This is a genomic window from Methanospirillum hungatei JF-1 (genome assembly GCF_000013445.1).
Taxonomy (GTDB): domain Archaea; phylum Halobacteriota; class Methanomicrobia; order Methanomicrobiales; family Methanospirillaceae; genus Methanospirillum; species Methanospirillum hungatei.
The window spans coordinates 3,348,151-3,368,683 of the sequence record NC_007796.1 but is presented as its reverse complement, the minus strand read 5'-3'; the positions used below and the strand labels follow the sequence as shown (position 1 = coordinate 3,368,683).

Below are 20,533 nucleotides of genomic sequence, written 5' to 3'. Positions count from 1 at the left end.
CTTTTTTTGTTGAGTTACCCTACTTTTATTGCCTAGCATGGATGTAATAAGAATATACAAGTTAATTATGACTTTTTAAAGCATAATATACTTGATTGATTACAACAATACATTGTAAAACCGGTTATGAAGGGTTAGGCGAGATTATGACATGTAATTCTGAAGAATGGTATAAACAGGCGAATTTTGACATTGCAGCTGCAATAAACATGTCGGAATCTTCCACCTATCCATATGCGGTCTTCTTTTGTCAACAAGCCATTGAAAAAGCACTTAAAGGATTGTATATTAAAAAATTCAGAAAACAGCCTGATAAAATACACTCGCTCGTTGCAATTGCAGTCAAGCTGGATATGCTCATTCCAAATTCTATCAGTGCAACAATCCAGTTATTAAATGCCGCATCGATATCAATCCGATATCCTCCTGACCTTGAAGAATTGTTTAAGATATACAGCCAGGAACGTGTACAAGATATTATTAATCGAACTGAGGAGGTGCTTGATTGGATACTCAGGCAGTAGATGAGGTAATTGACTGGTTCTGCAGGAAACTTGAAGAGTCTGGGATTAGGGTTACTATGATTGTTCTTTTTGGTTCATATGCTAAAAACAGAATCTCTCAGCATAGTGATATTGATCTGGCAGTCATCACACCCGACTTTGAAAATGTCCATATTCTGGATAGAATACCAATGGTAAGTGAGGCAGAATGGTCTACAGTGAGAAAATTTAATGTCCCACTTGATCTAATTCTCCTCACTCCGGAAGAATATGAACAGGAGGACTCAATCCGGATGTCTTTTGTCAGGCAGGGGAAATGCATGCCGGTTCATGCATAAATGAAATTGGATTAAAAATCCTTTATGGGTGGGATTCAGCAAGCATCTGCTTTAATCCCTCTTCATCCAGCCATTCGGTATTGGTCTCGCTGGAATACCGGAACCCTTCAGGGAGTGTGTAAGAATAATCCTTTCTATGCCCGTTCCAGAACGATATCTCCGGATCTATAATATAGTATTCTTTAAGATCGCGGGTATGGCGGGCTTCATCTTCGGTAATAAGAACTTCATGGATCTTTTCTCCAGGTCTGATGCCGATATACTCATGGGGAATACCAGGAGCTATAGCCTCTGCAAGGTCGGTGATCTTCATGCTGGGGATCTTGGGCACAAATATCTCTCCTCCATTCATAATCTGGGTACAATTTTCAACAAAGGCTGCACCCTGGTCCAGGGTAAGCCAGAACCTGGTCATACGGGGATCAGTTATAGTAATCTTTCCCTCTTCTTTTTGCATCTTAAATAAGGGAACGATGCTTCCTCTGCTTCCAACCACATTTCCATACCTGACACAGGAAAACCGGGTTGTTTTCTTACCTGAATATGCATTCCCCTGGATAAACAGTTTCTCCGCTACCATCTTTGTTGCGCCGTAGAGATTGACCGGGTGAACAGCCTTGTCAGTGCTCAGGGCTATGAGCCGGTCGACATTGTTGTCAATTGATGTATCTATAAGGTTTGTTGTCCCGTCGATGTTGGTTCTCACGGCTTCAATCGGATTATACTCACATGCTGGAACCTGTTTAAGCGCTGCTGCGTGAACCACGATATCGACATCATTCAAGGCGCGAGTGAGACGGGCTTTATCTCGGATATCACCAATGAAAAACCTGATGCGGCTGTCGGAAAACTTTTGCTGCATCTTCCATTGGAGATATTCTCCACGCGAGTAGATCCGGATACTATGCGGATTATGGTTATTGAGAAGGCGGGAGGTGAACGCGTTGCCGAAAGATCCGGTTCCGCCGGTTATGAGTATGGTTTTATTGTCGAAGAAAGACATTTCTTAATTCTTGTCTGTATAAAATGATAAAGGTAAACGGTTCCAGTTTTTTAATAGATGAGATAATATGTCTTAAAATGAAAATTATGTTGACATTTGATTATTTCAATTTTTAAGGGACTAATATGATCTCATCTCAAATTGATAAAGCTGAATTCTGGACTATGGAGATTTCTCCAAAAAGTGGGTGGTTGGATTTAAATCTCCGTGAAATATGGAGATACCGCGATTTACTGAGATTTTTTATGCACCGCGATTTTGTTGCAAACTATAAACAGGCGGTACTAGGTCCTTTCTGGTTCATTTTAAACCCTCTTTTAAATACTATCGTCTATACAATCATATTTGGATTAATTATCAGGGTTCCAACAGATGGACTCCCCCCGATTTTGTTCTTTATGTCCGGGATAATCATATGGAACTATTTTTCTGCATGTGTATTGAATACATCCAACACTTTTCTGGCACACGCGCATATTTTTGGGAAAATATATTTTCCACGTTTAATTATTCCTATTTCAACTGTAATTATAAATTTGTTAACTTTTGCAATTCAATTTGGGGTATATATCTGTTTTATAATCTATTTTGCATTTCAGGGTGTCCCTATTCACCCAAATATCTTCATATTGTTACTTCCTCTATTATTGATTCAAATTGCAGCATTTGGTCTTGGAACCGGACTCATCGTTTCTAGTTTAACCACAAAATACCGTGATCTTGCCTATGCAATGGGATTTGGTATTCAACTTTGGATGTATGCAACCCCGATATTTTTTCCGTTGTCTCTTATTCCGGAAAAATGGCAATGGATTTTTGCTGTAAATCCGATGACATCAATAGTTGAGACATTTCGGTATATCCTTCTGGGGAACGGCTATTTTCAACCATGGATTTTGAGCCTTGGGGCAGTTACTACATTAATTACTCTCATTATCGGACTGGTGTTGTTCAACCATATAGAAAAAACCGTAATTGATACGGTATAATAGGAGGGTGAGAAATGAATGATGTTGTAATCAGGGTTGAAAATGTCAGTAAAATCTATCAACTCGGTGTTATTAATCATGGAACATTGCGAAATGACCTGCAGAGCTGGTGGGCCCACTTAAGGGGCAGAGAAGATCCAAATCGCCTGATTGATATCTATTCTGAAGAGAAAAACCGATTGAAAGGTGATCTTTTTTATGCACTAGATAACATCTCCTTTGAAGTTAAGAAGGGAGAAAAGGTCGGGATAATCGGGAAAAACGGGGCCGGGAAATCCACCCTCCTGAAGATCTTGTCCCGGATTACTCGTCCGACTGAGGGAAGGGTCCGGATTAACGGAAGAATTGCAAGTTTGCTTGAGGTTGGGACTGGTTTTCATCCCGAACTTACCGGGAGAGAAAATGTCTATCTCAATGGTTCGATTCTAGGGATGACACGGGCAGAGATAACCGAAAAATTCGATGAAATTGTTGATTTTGCTGAAGTTCGCGAATTTATCGATACTCCGGTCAAGCGATATTCAAGCGGGATGTATGTCAGGCTTGCATTTGCTGTGGCTGCCCACCTTGAGCCCGAAATACTGATTGTTGATGAGGTTCTTGCTGTTGGTGATATCGCTTTTCAAAAAAAGTGCATCGGAAAGATGGGTGATATCTCGTCAGAGGGTAAAACTGTGCTTTTTGTCAGCCACAGTATGGCCGCAGTCAAGCAATTATGCCCGAGAAGTCTTTTGATACGTGATGGGAAGATCATCGCTGACGGGCCTTCAGAAAATATTATCGATGAGTACCTTCTGCAGTCTGGTTCGGTGGATGGGATAACAGAAGCAACATTTGATGAAGATCGGGAAAAGGAAGCACAATTAAGGAAAATCCGCGTTTTATCACAGGAAGGGAAAGTGAAATATAGGTTTTCCTGTGATGAACCAGTTATTCTTGAATTAGAAATGCATTTTAATAAAAAGATACCTGGGTTGTATGGGTATATGACGATATCCAGATCTGATGGAACTCTTGTTATGCAATCTGACTCTTTTGACTCTTCCCCGAATCCGCTTGATGACGTGGAAATAGGTACCCATTATTTTACGATAACCATTCCTGCACGATCTCTTGCTCCAAATAAGTATTCAGTATATCTAAACTTTACTAGTAATAGGGCGAGGAGTTGGAATGTTGATTCACCAAGAACGGTCTGCTCTTTTGAGCTGGAGGATCATACTTCCCGGAGGGGGAATAATAGGCAGGGGTTTTTTAGTACGATGTTGGAGTGGAAAGAGTGTAAAAAGAGATCATTTTAGCATTTTGAGAAAAAATGGGATGATTAATGGTTTTGCTCGCTTTAAAAACATCTTTGCTCCGTCATAATAATAGATATTACCCCAAAAAGTAATCAAATTGAGGAATGCTCCTCTTTTTGTATCCATAGGAGTGTACTGTTGAAGAATTTTCATACATTTCCTAAAAATTCGAACAGATAAATAACAATTCATCAGTTTACTTTTAAGAATTTGAAGATCTGCAACTAATTGCAAATTAGCTCTCTCTTTTTGATTAACTATTTGTAATAGCTCTGCAATCGCTAAACGCAATTCCAAATGTGATTCTTCAATAAATTTTTCAGTTATTGTAGCTAAATCAACATCGTTAATAGGATTTTCAATTCCTTCGGATGTTGGATGGGCTGTGAAGACATATTGAAATACATTAGAATCAGGAAGGGATTTAACAAATTCTAGCAATTTTGGATGAATTTTCTCTTCATTAACTTTCAATTCCGTTGAGCCTACATCAATTATTACTCTGTGAAGATTATGTATCTCATATCCACAGTTGGAAAAATCTTCATAAATATTTTTTAATCCAAAAAAATGAATATGGGTCTGGTCAAGCAACCCTTGAGGAGTATAATGGAAATCTCCTAATAAGATATTTAAAATAACATCACCGTGGCAAAAATTTGGAATTGAAACTACTAAATATCCATCTGGCTTTAGGAATTGTTTCAATTTCTGTAAAAAAACAGAGGTATTTTTAAGATGCTCAATAATATCGCCACATAAAATAACATCAAAAAAGTTCTTATTTAAAAATTTCTCTAATTCAAGAGTTTCAACATCGCCAATAATCATCATTTGGCAGTAATTTCTTGCAATATTTCCCGCATCTACATCTATTTCAACTCCGTAAATAATATTATCATATTCTTTTAATATTTTGCTAACATATCCTGTTGATGTACCTATTTCTAAAATTGTTTTTTGGGTACCTATTAATTTGATTGCTATGCATTGACTATTGTTATTATCATCTAAATTAACAAATTCAGGTTCATATCTTTTTGACGGAAGCATAATAATCAGGGTATTATTAGTTAATATTAAATTCTATATGTAAATATAATTTTTCCTGGATATCTTTTTAAATAATAAATGAATTTTTATCGATTTTCCGTTAGCCTCTCTAAATCGTTTTTTAATAAATTATTGATTACTGAACTAATCGTCTGATAATTCTTATTCTCAAAATAATATTCAGAAAATGTTGATAGTTTGGTTTTTATCTCATTTATTGAATCAATATTGGTAAGAATTTTCTGTATCATTTTTATCAATTCTTCTTTAGAATGGATGATATAAATGCCTTTTTTTAATATTTCAAATTCATATCTATTGTATTCCATGGTGTTCATAAATAATTTATCATTTATATACTCAATAAAGGGGATTTTGTGTTCCAAAACCTGAATTAGAGCAGAACCATAATAATTCACTCCAATTACCAAATCTGTTTCATTTAATATTGGCTTTAATTCCGCATCAAGTGGTAAAATATGACTTAATATCTCATTATTTAATGATTGAAACAGTTCAAGTTCTGAAAAACCGGGGTGTAACTTAAATTTTATCGATAATTCATTAATATATTTCTTGGCTATTTCTTCAAGGTCAATAATAGATTCAATCTGTTTTCGTGGATTTTTATGTGGGAATATATGTCTACTGGCACTTGTAGGGTATATATATAATGACGTAGGTGAAAAAAGGACTAATATTTTTAAGACATTATTAGGATAATTAGGAGAAATACATCTTGTGTAATGAGAATTAATATCTGTACAATTTTGACAGGGAATGAATTTTTCTGGAGATAACGAGCGATTTTTAGTTAAAATCTCTTTAGAGAATTTATTTAAATATAGATGATAATCATATCTGAAAATAAGATCTGAGTCTATTACTTTTTTAGTAGAATTTACACTGACACTATGTGGAATTGAAATAGATTTAATTCCTAATACTTGAGCAGATAGAATAGGAATACTCCACTCAATTCTATCAAGAAGTGCTCCAATGACTAATTTTGGGGGAAATCTTGAGAATATGTCAATATAATAATGGAACTCATTAATCAATTTAGGCCATCGTTTATTGCAATAATATTCAAAGTGGAATGGGAGAGTTGTAAGAATTTTATCCCATTCATTTCCTGTCGATCTTTTTATTAATGAATGATAACCATTGAGTAGTTTTCCTGAAATCCCATCATCCGAATCAGGTCTGTATGGTTCAAGAACTGGAATTGAATATCTACTCATTGTACTAATAAGGTCTAAATCGTTAATTTCATTCGGAATAATGATGACTTGTTCTTGAAAAGAGGATGTTAAATCCAGAAGCAGATCATGGGATCTTCTAAGTTCAATATCTGATGCAAAAAATGCTATTTTATTTTTTAAGAACGATACTGGGGAAAATAAAAGCTGTTTTATATGAGGTGGGATGTTAAATACGGAATTGTTCTGGAAATCATTTTTTTTGGATTCTAGAAATTTTACCCGGTCTTTTAACTCACTTTCCCAGATTGTTTTACAAATAGAGCCAAACAGATGATAAATAACGGGGCTACCAACATTTTGATTAATTAGTAATAATTCTCTGACATTATTATTATAAAATTTCTCTGATAATTTTAATGATAATATCGAATCAAGCCAGAAAAAACTCATAGCTTTATGATCTAATTCAGGCCAGCATATTCCACTTATTAAGAAATCCTCTTTTTTATTCCGAAACCAATTAACCTCACAATCCCATGCAATATCTTGTATTTCCATGAGTTCGTTAGGGCTGATCCAATCATTAATTATGGTATATGGGACTTTTGACTTTGATGCAGATTCTATGGCTCTTGAATCTAAAGCAAGGATTGTATAATGCTCTGTAACAATATTATTTAAAAAATTATCTGAATATCCCTCAATGTCCGTACCAAAAAAAGCGAATATCTTTTTAGAATTGCAATCTATATTTAATTCCATGTAATCTATTTGAAAAATTTTTTTGAATTTTTACATCTAAAATAGAATGATTTGAGTTTAGATATAAGTTTAAATAGATTTGATCAATCCCTTGGAATGAACCAAATAAACCAATTATCATCCTAAATTTATTTTAATTTTTTAATTTATTGTACACAAATTGCATCCACTGTTTATTAATTCCAATTCTCGCTAAAAAATTATGCGAGTAAACTAAAGGAGCATCAAAAATTAGAGATGATGAAATAATCTCATAGATCGCTTTACCTTGCATTGGTTGTTGCAATAAATTAGTATTTAATGCAGGGAACCAGCAATCAATGGCAATTTTATCAATATGCCTTTCCATTTGTATTTCTCGCGTGCGATTTCCGATATCTCTCCATCCATAATTATACTGATATTCTAATGCCTCTATCCAGGAGGCATATGTATTTGATATTAATTTGCAGTCTTTATTTATCGAAGTGTCTGAGTAAGGAGGTGAGTGACTATATATTCCTGGGTGACCATATCCATCAAATAAAAGGATTTTTAAATCAGATTTTCCTGCGATAAAATCAAGTGTTTCTTCATCAGAAGAGGTTTCTAATGGAGCAATTCCAATACTGGTAGTGGTAAATTCAAGAAGTTGAAGATTTGATGAAAAATCAATTTCTCCCATTATTATTTGGTTGGGTAATGTAATACCATTCAACACTGATTTACCAATAAGAACTATTGGTAAGTGGTATTTTTTAGAGAAATCGGACACCGCATTAATTATTAAATCATGGCTTTCAGTCAATGCTGAAATATCACTTTGTATCCATAGAATTTTATCAGGTTGGTTATTTTTAATTTCTATATTAATTGGATAGGGAAGTGCATTGGGTACGACAATTGTTTTTTTATACAGCGACAATTCCGAATATTTTTCTAACAAAGAAATTAACCTTTTATTCGGCGTTATTAAAGCAGAACAACCTATTAATCCCTCTAATAGATCTAATTCGGCTTTCAGGCCACGATAACTAGCATTAGCTAATAAATTATCATCAATGTCCAACAAATATGGAATTTTTCTCTTATTTAGAGAATTAAAAATATAATTAGGGGCTGCTCTCTGAATTAATAATGCATCATAATAATCATTATCACCAATTAGTTGTGATAGCGAATAATCAACTATTTTATATCCAGAAATCTTATTTTTCCGATGTAATGCTCGAAGAGGATTAATGATCCTTAATTCTGCTATTGCTCCTGTATTTGGTGTTATTGCCAGTATTTTCATTGTTCTTTTCACCTTTGAATCGAGTTTCCATTAATATTATATTGGAGAGAAAAATTAGTGTTTTTTTCTATCATTGATTATCTAGATATTTTATCCATGAAGGTGGCATATTTTTCCCGACCTCAATTGCAGTAAAGGGTTTTAGTGGTCGGATGGTTGTGGTTTTTGCCCATGCTGCCATCTTTTCTAGTCCATCATCAAGGCTGGTATGTGGTGAATCTCCAAAGACTGACTTTGCTTTAGAATGATCACTGTATGCAATACCTACTTCATTTCGCGGCGGGAGATGAACGGTGGGGTGATCCGGCTTTCCAAGTGCGATGGCTACTTTACTAGCCAGCTCATTAACGGTGTATGGTTTATCTGCACCAACATTGAAAACATTGTTAAGTGCCCCTGGTATTGTCGGTGATTGAACAATCAATGGGATGATATCCCCGACATAGCTGAATGCACGTTGTTGCTCTCCATCTCCAAAAATTGTCATTGGCTGTCCTTCAAATATCTGTTTCATAAAAATGCCGATAACATTCCTGTAAGGATCTGAAAGATTCTGATACTCCCCATAGACATTATGGGGCCTGAAAATAACATAATTAAGTCCGAACATCGAATGTGCAGCCATTAAGTCCAATTCAACGGCAAGTTTTGAGATGCCATACGGGTCTTCCGGATGGGGAGTCTTTTCTTCGGTCATGGGTGGTTCAATGGCACCGTATACCGCGATGGAACTGGTAAAAACAAAACATTTTGTCCCAACTTTCACCGCCTCATTAATAAGATTTATACTTCCAATGAGGTTATTGGTATAATTGAACCTCCGGATAAAATGGGAGAGCCCTTCAGCTGCATAGGCGCCCAAATGATACACATATTCAAATTTATATTTTGTAAAAAGCTCTGTTATCAGATTTGCATCAGATACACTGCCCTGTATGAAGGTGACTCCTTGGGGGATATTCTCTATAAACCCCCCGGAAAGATCATCTAATGCAACAATATTGTATTCGTCTTGGGTTTTTTGTAGTTCCCTGACAACATGTGTTCCAATAAACCCGGCAGCACCTGTGACAAGAACATTTTTTTGATTATTTCCTGACATTTTACCCGATATCCTGAAAATCAAGTTTTCGTGTTCAAAGATAACACATTAACGTTATACTTAATGCATACAATTTTTCACTTACCTCTATTTATATTAACCCCCTCCGATAATCCGCGGTGTACAAAGAAGATTTTAGAATTATTTACACTATTCGCGCGGCTGATAAACTTGGATTGTAAAAGTGCAATGCGGATTCAATCCTTTTAAGAATTAAGAAAAAAACCGAAAGATCAATGATAAAAGAGGGAGAATTCTATTTGATAATTTTGAAAACTCCCATAATAGTAGACACTTCTGATCATAAATGGATTTTGCTGAAGAAAATTCTAGGTGTTTTAGAGACACGTAGATGCCGCCAAGAAATTGCAAAATTTGGGATAAAACCAGCAAATCAGGCTTACACGAATTTATCTATCGTATTGCTGTCAATGTTTTTTTCAGTAGAAATTTCCTATGCAATAAATGAAATTGAAAAAAGAATAGAATTGCAGCAATTTTTACGAATAGATAATATTCTTACTCCTAATGGTGTTTATCGTTTCATGAGTCAATTTTCTGCAGAGCAATTTATTTCAATGACTCATGGTATTTTAAACGCAGTTTGCCCCAAGAAACGACATTATTTTCGAAAAACAATAATCATTGATGGGACATCGCTGTCTGTCGATATAAATTGGTTCAGAAAACGCATTCAAAAATCAAAGTTAGTAAATAAACCCTATAATTGGCAATATTCTCCTTATAAGGGATTTTATATTGGTTTAAAATTAACACTTGCGATCGATCAGAATAATCTTCTTCCATTAGCGTTTCTTGTTCATCAGAATCCAGTCGCTGATTCAAAAATATTCCCGTTAATTCTTCAAGAATTGAAACGGAGGAGAATTTTAAACAAAGGAGATAGAGTGTTACTCGATCGTGGGTACTATTCTTACAAAAATTATGTATTATCATTGATAGAATACAGTGTAATTCCTTTAATTCTTCCGAAAAAAGGATTTTCATTCTCAAAATTAGAGAACTATTTAATTAGCCCCCTAACATGGTTTGAAAACAAAAAAAGTTACCAAAAAGTCATTGAACTCTCCCATATGAAAAAAGAACTAAAGGATGCCCTCGAAAATTCGGATGAACTTGCCGCACAAAGATAAATTATTGAAGATGTTTTTAAATTTGGAAAAGAAGCACTGAATTTAGATAATATTCATCGCTATACTTCCCGCTCTTTAAAAAAAGAGTATTGCATTATGTGCACTTTTAATGGGGCTGCTTATTCATTTCGAATTTAACAAAAAGGACAAGTTACAGAGAGCCTCTTCCGGATAAAATTAGGAGGGGGTTACTATTTATATAGTAAGTATTCTTTTCATTTCCTGATAGTCTATTTTTGATTTAATGGAAAAAATTTACAATAAATCCCCTGAATTTCTTTCAGTAGTTTAGAAAAATACGAAGGCCGAGGATTTTTTAGCGTAATCTGTTATTCAAGATATAATACAAATTCAAAAGGGCATTTTTCTGGACACCCAGTTTAAGCAGCACTTGGTATCCTTTCAACATTGGCATATATCTTCTTCTTGTTCTCATCACCGTAGCATATATCTCCCGGCCAGACATTGGCTTATCAAGTCTGGATCTTTCGATTGCCGGCATCCAGTTATCGCGGGCAATTCGGTGGATATCCCGCTCCTCTTGGATACGGAGTGCATCAGGAAACACATTCTTCCATCCGGTATGGTATTGGAACTCCAGCGCATGATACCAGTCATCGTATGTATTCGATACAAGTATTCCGCAATCCCTGAACGGGGAATCCTCGTAAGGCGGTGACCTGCTGTATACACCCGGGTGTCCGTACCCGGTAAAAAGGAGCATCTTCAGGTCAGATTTTCCTGCGATGAAGTCACCGGTCTCTTCATCTGCAGAGGTCTCTAGGGGTGCAACTCCTATTCCGGTAGGATACTGTTCCAGGAGCTGCAGATTTGCGGTAAAATCAATCTCTCCCATTATGACCTGGTTAGGCAGAATAGCATCCTCCAGTACATTTTTACCGATTAACACGATTGGGAGGCTGTATCTTCGTGCGAAGTCACCAACTGCCCGGACAATCTCATCCAGGCTGGCTGTCAATGCAGCGATATCACTCTGGATCCAGAGTAACTGTTTTGGTTGCGATATGGTTTCCTCTGTGATGCCGTAGTATGGGAGGGCATTTGGGGCGACAACAGACTTACCCATAAGTGAATACCCGGAGTATTTCTCTAGGAGTGCCACAAGGCGGGTATGAGGCGTAATAAGAGTCGTGCATCCGGATAGACCGGTCAGGATACCGGTATAACGGGCATCATCCCGGTATGCTGGGATGGCGAGGATATTATCATCAATGTCGAGTGCGTAGGGAATATCCCGTATATTAAGTGCCTGGTAAATGTATTCAGGGACTGCCCGCTGGATGAGTATGACATGATACAACCGGCTGTCTTTTTTCAATCTGTCAAGGTTGGTATCAACCACTTCATACCCTGTGATTAGGTGCATCCGGTGCAGAGCACGGAGCGGATTTAAAAGCCTGAGTTCAGCAATTGCCCCCTGATGTGATGTTATGGCAAGAACCCGGAAATGGTCATCATTATCGGCAAGATTATTCATTTGCACCATCATATTCAGAAATATTTTAATTATTTTTCAGCTCAAAGTCATTATCTTGGCTTTTTTTCCCTCTTTCTTTCAGCCGGTTATGCAGACTCATGATATCATTTTTCTGAAACCCTAGCCGTAATAACAGGTTATATCCTAAAATGAGAGGGATATATTTCCTTCTGGTCTTTCTGATTGTATTATATATATCCATCCCCCTCATAGGGGTGGATAAAATGCATGATTGAAGGGCAGGTAAGAGATTTTTGCAGGCTATCCGTTCAATATTTCTTTCCCGTCGTATATACTCCGAATTTAAACATACATCCTTCCATCCGGAATGGTACTGATATTCCAGCGCATCAAGCCATGCTGAATACGTATTTAAGGTCAGCATACTGGTATTTATCAAAGGAGAGTCTTCATATGGGGGAGATCGGCTATATATTCCCGGATGGCCATATCCCGTAAATAAGAGCATCTTCATATCAGATTTCCCGGCAATAAAGTCCATGGTCTCCTCATCTGCCTGGGTCTCCAACGGAGCTAAACCGATACTTGGCGGTGCATATGATAAATACTGTAGCAATGCAGTGAGATCAATTTCACCCATTTCGACCTGATTTGAAAGCGTCCTTCTGTCAAGAACATTACGCCCGATAAGGATGACCGGCAGATCGTATTTCAGTGAAAAGTCATCAATTGCCCGGACAATATCATCAATACTGGACGATAATGCCGAAATATCACTCTGAATCCACAGCAGCTGCTCCGGCTGGGCTGGTTTGCGGTGAAACGATCTCGGATACGGAAGCGCATTCGGGACCAGCCGGGATTTTTCTGATAAGGAGTACCCGGAATATCTCTCCAGAAGATGAACCAATCGGGTAGTGGGTGTTATCAATACCTGGCAACCCAAAAGACCTTTATGGATGGCATTATATACGACATCTTTCTGATAGGCCGGGGTTGCGAGCATATTATCATCAATGTCGAGAGCATAGGGTATACCCCGGACATTAAATGATTCATAAATATATTCCGGAACAGCCCGCTGGATGATGATGATATGGTACCGGTTTTCATCACTCCGAAGTGGATGAAGATCACTATCAACAACTTCAAATCCAGCAATGATATGCATTCGGTGCAGAGCACGCAGGGGATTTCTCATCCTGAGTTCTGCGAGAGTGCCCAGATTTGATGTAATGACCAGCACCCTTGGGAGATCTTTCGGTAACTCAATAATAGTAGATAGAGTCATAAAAAAAATATCGAGATATCAGGTGCAGGAACATTTTTTCCTTCTTTCTTCCGGTATAGGATTCTCTTCCTTTTCAGATAGATTGCAGGATTCCTGCTCACATCAGAATTTTTTAAGTTACGACACTGCAATCATCGCCCGAAGGCCATAATCCAAGCTTATCTGTGGTTTCCATTTCAATACCTCTGCAGCTTTGGAAATATCCGGAAACCGCCGTGACGGATCATCTGGTGGAAGCGGGTGATAACTGATCGATGACTGTGATTCTGTAATCTCAATGATCTTCTCAGCAAGTGAAAGAACCGACATTTCCAACGGATTTCCTATATTAATAACAGACCCGTCTATCCCATCATATCCGGCCAGTTTCAAAAGGCCGGTTACTTGGTCGGTCACATAACAGAAACTCCTGGTTTGAGAACCATCGCCGAAGATGGTGATAGGCTGGTTTTTCTGTGCCTGATCCAAAAAACGGGGTATCACCCGACCGTATAGCCCGTCACTTCTCATCCGTGGGCCATAGGTATTGAAGATTCTGACTATCCGGACGTCCAGATGATGCTGACGATGATACGCCATACAAAAAGCCTCTCCCGCCCGTTTTGCCTCGTCATAACAACCCCGGATTCCTAAGGTATTAACATTGCCACGGTATGTTTCAGGAGTGGGAAAAACCTGTGCCTCACCATATATCTCACTGGTTGAGGTGAACAAAAACCGTGCACCCGAATTTTTTGCAATTCCAAGGGCATTCATCGTCCCTATTGTATTTGATTTTAAAATCTGGATGGGATAATCGGTAAATTCAAGAGGAGATGCACGTGAGGCAAGATGCATAACCAGATCTACTGGTTTTTCCGGAATATAAGGTATAGAAATATCATGGTCTACTCTGGTAAAAGATGGATCTCCTAAGAGATGATCGGTATTCTCCTTTCTTCCAGAAGCATAATTATCCAGACAGATAACCTCCGCACCCTTCCTTATAAGAGCATCACAAAGCCATGATCCAAGGAACCCTGATCCCCCGGTTATCAAAACCCGCTTATTATCAAATGAAAGATCATTGGTATTATTAATAATTTTTTCAATACCCTCTTCAATAATGTGAGATGCCATATATAATTACTCCTCTTTCGTCAATTCCCTGAATAAATCTTTCAATTCATCTTTAAACTCATCCCGTAGGTAAGATAACTCTAAAAATGCCTTCATCCACCCGAGTTTATCACCAATATCATATCGCCGGCAATTAGTAACAAGACCTATTGGCCGATCAAGTTTTCTGATTGCATCGGTTAGCTGAACCTCTCCTCCATGTCCCTTCTCAGTCTCCCGAATATTATCAAAGATATCCGGAGTGAACAGGTAACACCCGATAGCTCCAAGGTTTGTTGGGGCATCCTGAACTGCTGGTTTTTCAATGATGTCCGTGATTTGGTATGTATTTTCTTCAATTAGGGTTCCATCAATGATACCATAATCCTTAATTTTATATTCTGGAACCGGTTCGACAGCAATAATTGATCTCCCATATTTTTCATATCCCGCAATCATCTGATGGGTACAGGTTGGTTGCCCCTTTGGTGTAAGGGTTATGGTATCTCCGAGCAAAACCACGAATGGTTCCCCATTGCAATGTTTTTCTGCGAGAAGAACCGCATCACCAAGACCCCTCTGATCACGTTGTCTGACATAATGAATCTCCGGATATTGCGAGAGATCATTGAGAGTGTCTTTAAAAATATTCATACATGTCTCATTGAACTTTATCTCAAGTTCTGGACACCTGTCAAAATGATCCTCTATCGATCGTTTATTTCGTCCCGTAATTATTAGTATATCATCTATTCCTGACAAAATTGCTTCTTCTACTACGTACTGAATGACCGGTTTATCAACAACGGGGAGCATCTCCTTTGGCTGCGCTTTCGTCATCGGCAGGAAACGGGTACCAAGCCCCGCTGCCGGGATTACCACTTTTCGAACAGATTGTGTACTCATATTACCAGCAAATTCCCTCAACCTCCGGTCGTTTTATAATCCGCCGTCCTTCAAGGATTACCGGAGGCTGCTTCATGAGAGAGAACTCTTCAGACAAATGTGAAAACTCCGGCCATTCAGTCATTATCAAACATCCGTCCGCATCTTTTAGGACATCTTTAATACTCTTTGCATAGGTAATTGATGGGAATAGCCGCTTCATATTGATCATTGCCATAGGATCATATGCAATGACATCCGCTCCTTCTTTGATAAGTTCCTCAATAACCGGGATTGATCTCGAATCACGGATATCATCAGTATTATCCTTGAACGCAAGTCCGAGGACTGCAATTCGTTTACCTTTCAGATCCCCGATTCGTTTACGGACAAGTTCCAGCATTTTATGTGGCTGTTTCTCATTGATTTCAATAACGGCATGCAGCAATTGAGGTCTTTCCCCTACACTCTCTGCAAGACTGATAAGTGCTGATACGTCTTTGGGAAAACAGCTGCCTCCAAACCCTGCACCTGCATTGAGGAAATGCGATCCGATACGGTGATCAAGCCCGGCCCCCTTCATCACATCATACACATCTATTCCGAGTTTTTTACAAATATTCCCGATTTCATTGGAGAATGAAATTTTTGTTGCTAAAAATGAGTTTGCGGTATATTTTATCATCTCGGCAGCAGTGAGCGATGTAGAGATAATGGGGGCATTCAGAGTTGAATAGAGGTTCTTCAGAACCTCTTCGGCCTGTTCATCAGATGAGCCAATGACTATCCGGTCAGGGTGTAAAAAATCCTCAATCGCTCTTCCCTCACGTAAAAACTCAGGGTTCATACAAAAACCAAGGGTATCAGAATCTCTCCCGGAATTCCTCCGGACTTCAGGAAGAACAATCTTTTCAGTAGTTCCCGGAGGAACCGTGCTCTTTACCGTTATCACATGGTACCTGGTATTATCTTTCAGAGCCTCTCCAATGGATGTTGCTGCAGATCTGATATATTCAAGGTTAGAAGAACCGTCAGGATTCGGCGGCGTTCCAACGCAGATAATTGAAACATCACTTTCTGCAACGGAAGCATAAGAATTGGTAGCAAATAATCGGGTTCCCGAATTCTTTTTTAGTATCTCTTCCAGTCCTTCTTCATAGATGGGGGGAATCCCCTTGTTTATTGAATCGATCTTTCTCTGATCTATTTCAATAATGGTTACCTTATTACCGAGTTGAGCAAAACAGGCACCGGTAACAAGGCCTACATACCCCCCCCCGATAATTGAAATATGCAAAGACATAAAATTCAATCCATATCAATTATATTTTAGGTAAATTAAGGGTACTGATAATTGATCTAATGAGGATAACTAAAAACCCCCCTTTGGTGATCGCTAGTATATAAAGTATTTATAAACCACAATTTGTTGTAATGGGGTTTTTTAGCTATTCTCTGATACTAAAAATTTAAAATATATTGAAGAAGATTGCATAATACTTACACATTTCATGAGCGGTATGCAATAATTTTCAGGTATTTCTTCCAAAAAAAAGAATTAACTCCCTTCTTTTGTGAATATTTCCTCCGAATTATTGGAGGGAGTCCTTTTATCCCATCCCATTTAGCTCTTAATACAACTCTTCCTCTTCCCTTTTTTCCATAATACAGTATTGATCCAATATTTCGTGCACAAATAAAGAAAAAACCTAATAGTATAAGGTAATTAGGATAATTTTTATAGGTATTCCAGATAATATTGCGGTTTCCATAATAGACAGAAAAATCTGAACCCACGCCCGTAATACCCCCATGGTGATGGACTACTGTTGAATGAGGAAGAAACCGGCATTTCCATCCCGCTGATTGCATTCGAATAATGATATCTACATCTTCCATAAAGAGAAAAAAACTCTCGTCAAATCCATTAATTTCCAAAAAAGGTTCTCGTTTAAAAACTGCTGCTCCGCCACATGGTCCAAATATCTCATCAGGTTTATCATATTGCCCGATATCTTTCTCCCCTAGTCCCCTGTCCCATGCTGCTCCGGATAATGAAATACAAAGCCCGGTTGAATTAATTTTCCCGTTAGGATAGATCATCTTTGGAGCATACATTCCATAATCCGGGAAGAGATGAATTCCCTCATCTAAATTTAATAAACAATCAGGAAGGAGTGTGGTATCTGTATTCAGAAAAAAAAGATAATCTCCTTTTGATGCTTTAGCACCATCATTACATCCCCCTCCATATCCCCGGTTTATTGAATTCAAGATGAAGATTACGTTTGAATAGTGCTCTTTGACAAAATTGACACTATTGTCTATAGAATTATTATCTACGAAAATAACTTCAAAATCCTTGAATATTTGATTTTCCAGTGAATCAAGACAATCCTTGATAAATGACAGTCCATTATAATTCGTAATGATTATACTGAATCTGACCATTCTTCATACGTCTCCAAGACGACAGTCTTAATTCTCTCATTAAAAAATCTGATATCAAATAAATCTGCCCTAGCCTTGCATATCTGGCAATAATTTTCAGGTTCTTTTGAAAGCGTCTTCACTGCAGTAATTATTTCCTTGACATTCGGTTGAATAAACCTCCCACATTCGGAAGTAACAGTCTCCAAAAACCCTCCTTCTTTGACAGCAATGACTGGTTTTCCACTTGCCATCGCCTCAAGTGGAGTAATTCCGAAGTCTTCATCAACAGCAGTGCAAATCAGTCCCTGACACCGTGAATATAAATCCTTTAGTTCCTTATCTGATATTTGACCAAGAATTTGTATATTATCTATATCAGAAGCCATCCTGTAGATTTTCCCGGCATAAGGAGCGGCATGGTCACCAGTACCAACACCCCCAACGATAACGAGTTTCTGGTCTGGCATTTTAGCAAAAGCATTTATCTGAAGTTCTATTCTTTTCTCTGGATATATCCGGTTGACGGATAGCCAATAATCTTCATATCCTGCACAGTAATATTCCTTTGTCTTAATTGGGGGGTATATTATTGACGAATCCCTGTTATAATATTTTAAAACTCTTTTATATGTGTTTTTAGAATTTGTTACTATTTTGTTAATTCTTTTTATAGAACGCTGATCCATCGATCGCATAAATGATGACCAAACCACAAACCCAGGTCTTAAAGATTTGGGAATGCGATTTTTAAAAACCGGAAATTGATCATACAACACTCGAACTGGAGTATGACAATAAAAAATTGAGGGGCTATGGTGTAGTGAGGCATGATGTGCCCAGTTCCCACTAAAAATAAACATATCATATTTACTTGAAACATCTGACATGGAAAAACGGATAAGAGAACCCATCTGTCTGAAAAAAGGTTTATGAGGGATTCTTCCTAATGAAAAAACCTGGTTTTGGTGCAAATCATCAGGCAATACCGAAGTATCTGTTGTATACACTACTGCCCCGAGACATTCTGCAATATTACTGACTACCTTCTCTCCTCCTCCAATCGTGGAAAAATAATCATGAAATATTGCAACTTTCACAGTTATCCGGATATTTTGTTGACATTAACACTATTAAAGATTGATGATTATAATAATAGACACTACTTATTTGAAGTAACAATATTTATTTAGATTAATTCTGATTGATTGGTGCCCTGTGACAATAAAAGGAATAATTCTCGCCGGAGGGGCAGGAACCCGCCTGTATCCCCTGACTAAAAGCATCTCAAAACATCTGCTCCCCATCTATGATAAACCACTCATATACTACCCGCTTTCCGTCCTGATGCTATCCGGAATCCGTGATATCCTCATCATCTCCACACCCCGGGATCTTCCCTTATACAAAGAACTCTTTGGAGACGGAGCGCAATATGGCCTCTCCCTTTCGTATGCGATACAGGAGGAACCACGTGGTCTTGCTGATGCTTTTATCGTCGGTGAATCATTTATTGGAAAGGATCGGGTTGCCCTAATATTAGGAGACAATATCTTTTATGGGCAGCATTTTTCAGAAATACTCCGGAGAGCAGTCTCCCGTGAGACTGGTGCTACTATCTTCGGCTATTATGTCCGCGATCCCACCGCTTTTGGGGTAGTTGAATTTGATCCGGATGGAAAGGTTATCTCTATCGAAGAAAAACCACAAAAACCAAAATCTCATTATGCGGTGCCCGGATTGTACTTCTATGATAATGACGTGGTAACCATTGCAAAAGGTCTGAAACCATCCGCACGAGGTGAGATTGAAATAACCGATGTAAACAACATCTACCTTTCCCGAGGTAATCTCATTGTTGAGTTATTTGGCAGAGGTATGGCATGGCTGGATTCAGGAACCCACGATTCACTTCTCGAAGCATCTCAGTTTATTGAGACAATCCAGAAACGGCAGGGATTATATGTGGCCTGTATCGAAGAGATAGCATTCCAACAGGGATACATAGACAAACGTCAACTCCTGGAACTTGCACAATGCCTGGATAAAACCGAATATGGTCAGTATCTTATCTCTCTTGCTCTTGGGAATGGAAGATAGACATGGGAAAATTAACCATAACAAAAACACCACTTGCGGGTATCCTTCTGGTAGTGCCGCAGTACTTTAAAGACTCGAGGGGTTTTTTCGTTGAAAGTTACAACAAAAAAGATTTCTCTCATGCAGGAATTACTGATGAATTTGTCCAGGACAATCATTCAAAATCACAAAAGGGAGTCCTTCGTGGTCTTCACTACCAGTACCCACACGCGCAGGGAAAACTTGTCCGGGTACTGAAAGGCTCTATCTATGATGTTGCGGTTGATATCCGGATAGGATCACCCACTTATGGAAAGCCTTTTGCAGTGACCCTGCGTGAGAATGATCCTGCAATGCTGTATATTCCCGTAGGTTTTGCACACGGTTTTCTGGCTCTTGAAGACGATACCGAAGTTATGTACAAGGTTACCGATCTCTATTATCCATCGGGAGATGCCGGCCTGTTATGGAATGATCCAGACTTGAACATTCCATGGCCTCTAGATATAATTGGCATAAAAGAGCCGATTTTATCTGAAAAAGATACAAAGCATCCGATATTATCTGAACTCAGGTCACCTTTCACTTATGTGTAGGAAAAACTG

General features: G+C 38.0%; 19 protein-coding genes. 7 read left to right on the top strand and 12 right to left on the bottom strand.

The window, feature by feature from the left end; all coding sequences use genetic code 11:
• Positions 1-146: 146 nt before the first annotated feature.
• Positions 147-524, top strand: coding sequence for a HEPN domain-containing protein (locus MHUN_RS16125; RefSeq protein WP_011450030.1), 378 nt, complete (start codon positions 147-149; stop codon positions 522-524).
• A complete protein-coding gene (locus MHUN_RS16120; RefSeq protein WP_011450029.1) occupies positions 506-841 on the top strand; it encodes a nucleotidyltransferase domain-containing protein in 336 nt (111 codons plus the stop codon). Before MHUN_RS16125 ends, MHUN_RS16120 begins: the two co-directional genes overlap by 19 nt.
• A gap of 22 nt (positions 842-863) precedes the next feature.
• Here the strand turns inward: MHUN_RS16120 and pseB are convergent, their stop codons facing one another.
• Entirely contained in the window at positions 864-1,844 is a 981-nt protein-coding gene (gene pseB / locus MHUN_RS16115) for a UDP-N-acetylglucosamine 4,6-dehydratase (inverting) (protein WP_011450028.1), read from the bottom strand.
• A gap of 125 nt (positions 1,845-1,969) precedes the next feature.
• On the opposite strand from pseB, the gene MHUN_RS16110 reads away from it, so the two are divergent.
• Positions 1,970-2,833, top strand: coding sequence for an ABC transporter permease (locus MHUN_RS16110; RefSeq protein ID WP_011450027.1), 864 nt, complete (start codon positions 1,970-1,972; stop codon positions 2,831-2,833).
• 14 nt (positions 2,834-2,847) lie between these two features.
• Positions 2,848-4,134: an ABC transporter ATP-binding protein gene (locus tag MHUN_RS16105; protein WP_011450026.1), complete on the top strand. Its 1,287-nt coding sequence runs from the start codon at positions 2,848-2,850 to the stop codon at positions 4,132-4,134.
• Here MHUN_RS16105 and MHUN_RS17905 read toward each other — a convergent pair.
• The 4 genes from MHUN_RS17905 to MHUN_RS16085 form a co-directional block, all read right to left on the bottom strand.
• Positions 4,126-5,187, bottom strand: a complete 1,062-nt coding sequence (locus MHUN_RS17905) for a class I SAM-dependent methyltransferase (protein ID WP_011450025.1) — start codon at positions 5,185-5,187, stop codon at positions 4,126-4,128. The genes MHUN_RS16105 and MHUN_RS17905 overlap by 9 nt on opposite strands.
• Before the next feature lie 86 nt (positions 5,188-5,273).
• Positions 5,274-7,154 (bottom strand): hypothetical protein, encoded by a 1,881-nt coding sequence (locus MHUN_RS16095; protein ID WP_011450024.1) that lies wholly within the window; start codon positions 7,152-7,154, stop codon positions 5,274-5,276.
• 133 nt (positions 7,155-7,287) lie between these two features.
• Positions 7,288-8,430 (bottom strand): hypothetical protein, encoded by a 1,143-nt coding sequence (locus MHUN_RS16090; RefSeq protein ID WP_011450023.1) that lies wholly within the window; start codon positions 8,428-8,430, stop codon positions 7,288-7,290.
• A gap of 70 nt (positions 8,431-8,500) precedes the next feature.
• Positions 8,501-9,532 carry an NAD-dependent epimerase/dehydratase family protein gene (locus MHUN_RS16085; protein WP_011450022.1) on the bottom strand — a complete coding sequence of 344 codons (1,032 nt, stop codon included), beginning with the start codon at positions 9,530-9,532 and terminating at the stop codon, positions 8,501-8,503.
• Between the two features lie 236 nt (positions 9,533-9,768).
• Between MHUN_RS16085 and MHUN_RS17900 the strand changes: the two genes are divergently transcribed.
• On the top strand, positions 9,769-10,686 hold the full coding sequence (locus MHUN_RS17900) for an IS5-like element ISMhu10 family transposase (protein WP_011450021.1): 918 nt from the start codon (positions 9,769-9,771) through the stop codon (positions 10,684-10,686).
• 316 nt (positions 10,687-11,002) lie between these two features.
• On the opposite strand, the gene MHUN_RS16075 is transcribed toward MHUN_RS17900, so the two are convergent.
• From MHUN_RS16075 to MHUN_RS16045, 7 genes are all read right to left on the bottom strand, one after another.
• Entirely contained in the window at positions 11,003-12,196 is a 1,194-nt protein-coding gene (locus tag MHUN_RS16075) for a hypothetical protein (RefSeq protein ID WP_011450020.1), read from the bottom strand.
• A 13-nt stretch (positions 12,197-12,209) separates the two neighbouring features.
• Positions 12,210-13,436: a hypothetical protein gene (locus MHUN_RS16070; protein WP_011450019.1), complete on the bottom strand. Its 1,227-nt coding sequence runs from the start codon at positions 13,434-13,436 to the stop codon at positions 12,210-12,212.
• Positions 13,437-13,553: 117 nt separating this feature from the next.
• The gene (locus MHUN_RS16065) at positions 13,554-14,555 is read right to left on the bottom strand and encodes a UDP-glucuronic acid decarboxylase family protein (RefSeq protein ID WP_011450018.1); all 1,002 of its coding nucleotides are present in this window, start codon (positions 14,553-14,555) and stop codon (positions 13,554-13,556) included.
• A 6-nt stretch (positions 14,556-14,561) separates the two neighbouring features.
• Positions 14,562-15,440: a UTP--glucose-1-phosphate uridylyltransferase GalU gene (galU, locus tag MHUN_RS16060; RefSeq protein ID WP_011450017.1), complete on the bottom strand. Its 879-nt coding sequence runs from the start codon at positions 15,438-15,440 to the stop codon at positions 14,562-14,564.
• Position 15,441: 1 nt separating this feature from the next.
• Positions 15,442-16,722 (bottom strand): UDP-glucose dehydrogenase family protein, encoded by a 1,281-nt coding sequence (locus MHUN_RS16055; protein WP_011450016.1) that lies wholly within the window; start codon positions 16,720-16,722, stop codon positions 15,442-15,444.
• A gap of 206 nt (positions 16,723-16,928) precedes the next feature.
• Positions 16,929-17,870, bottom strand: a complete 942-nt coding sequence (locus tag MHUN_RS16050; RefSeq protein WP_011450015.1) for a glycosyltransferase family 2 protein — start codon at positions 17,868-17,870, stop codon at positions 16,929-16,931.
• Entirely contained in the window at positions 17,852-18,949 is a 1,098-nt protein-coding gene (locus MHUN_RS16045) for a glycosyltransferase (RefSeq protein WP_011450014.1), read from the bottom strand. The genes MHUN_RS16050 and MHUN_RS16045 overlap by 19 nt, the downstream gene beginning before the upstream one ends.
• A 124-nt stretch (positions 18,950-19,073) precedes the next feature.
• Here MHUN_RS16045 and rfbA point away from each other — a divergent pair, with 124 nt between their 5' ends.
• Positions 19,074-19,949, top strand: coding sequence for a glucose-1-phosphate thymidylyltransferase RfbA (gene rfbA, locus MHUN_RS16040; RefSeq protein ID WP_048068122.1), 876 nt, complete (start codon positions 19,074-19,076; stop codon positions 19,947-19,949).
• Positions 19,950-19,951: 2 nt separating this feature from the next.
• Positions 19,952-20,524 carry a dTDP-4-dehydrorhamnose 3,5-epimerase gene (gene rfbC / locus MHUN_RS16035; RefSeq protein WP_011450012.1) on the top strand — a complete coding sequence of 191 codons (573 nt, stop codon included), beginning with the start codon at positions 19,952-19,954 and terminating at the stop codon, positions 20,522-20,524.
• Positions 20,525-20,533 lie beyond the last annotated feature (9 nt).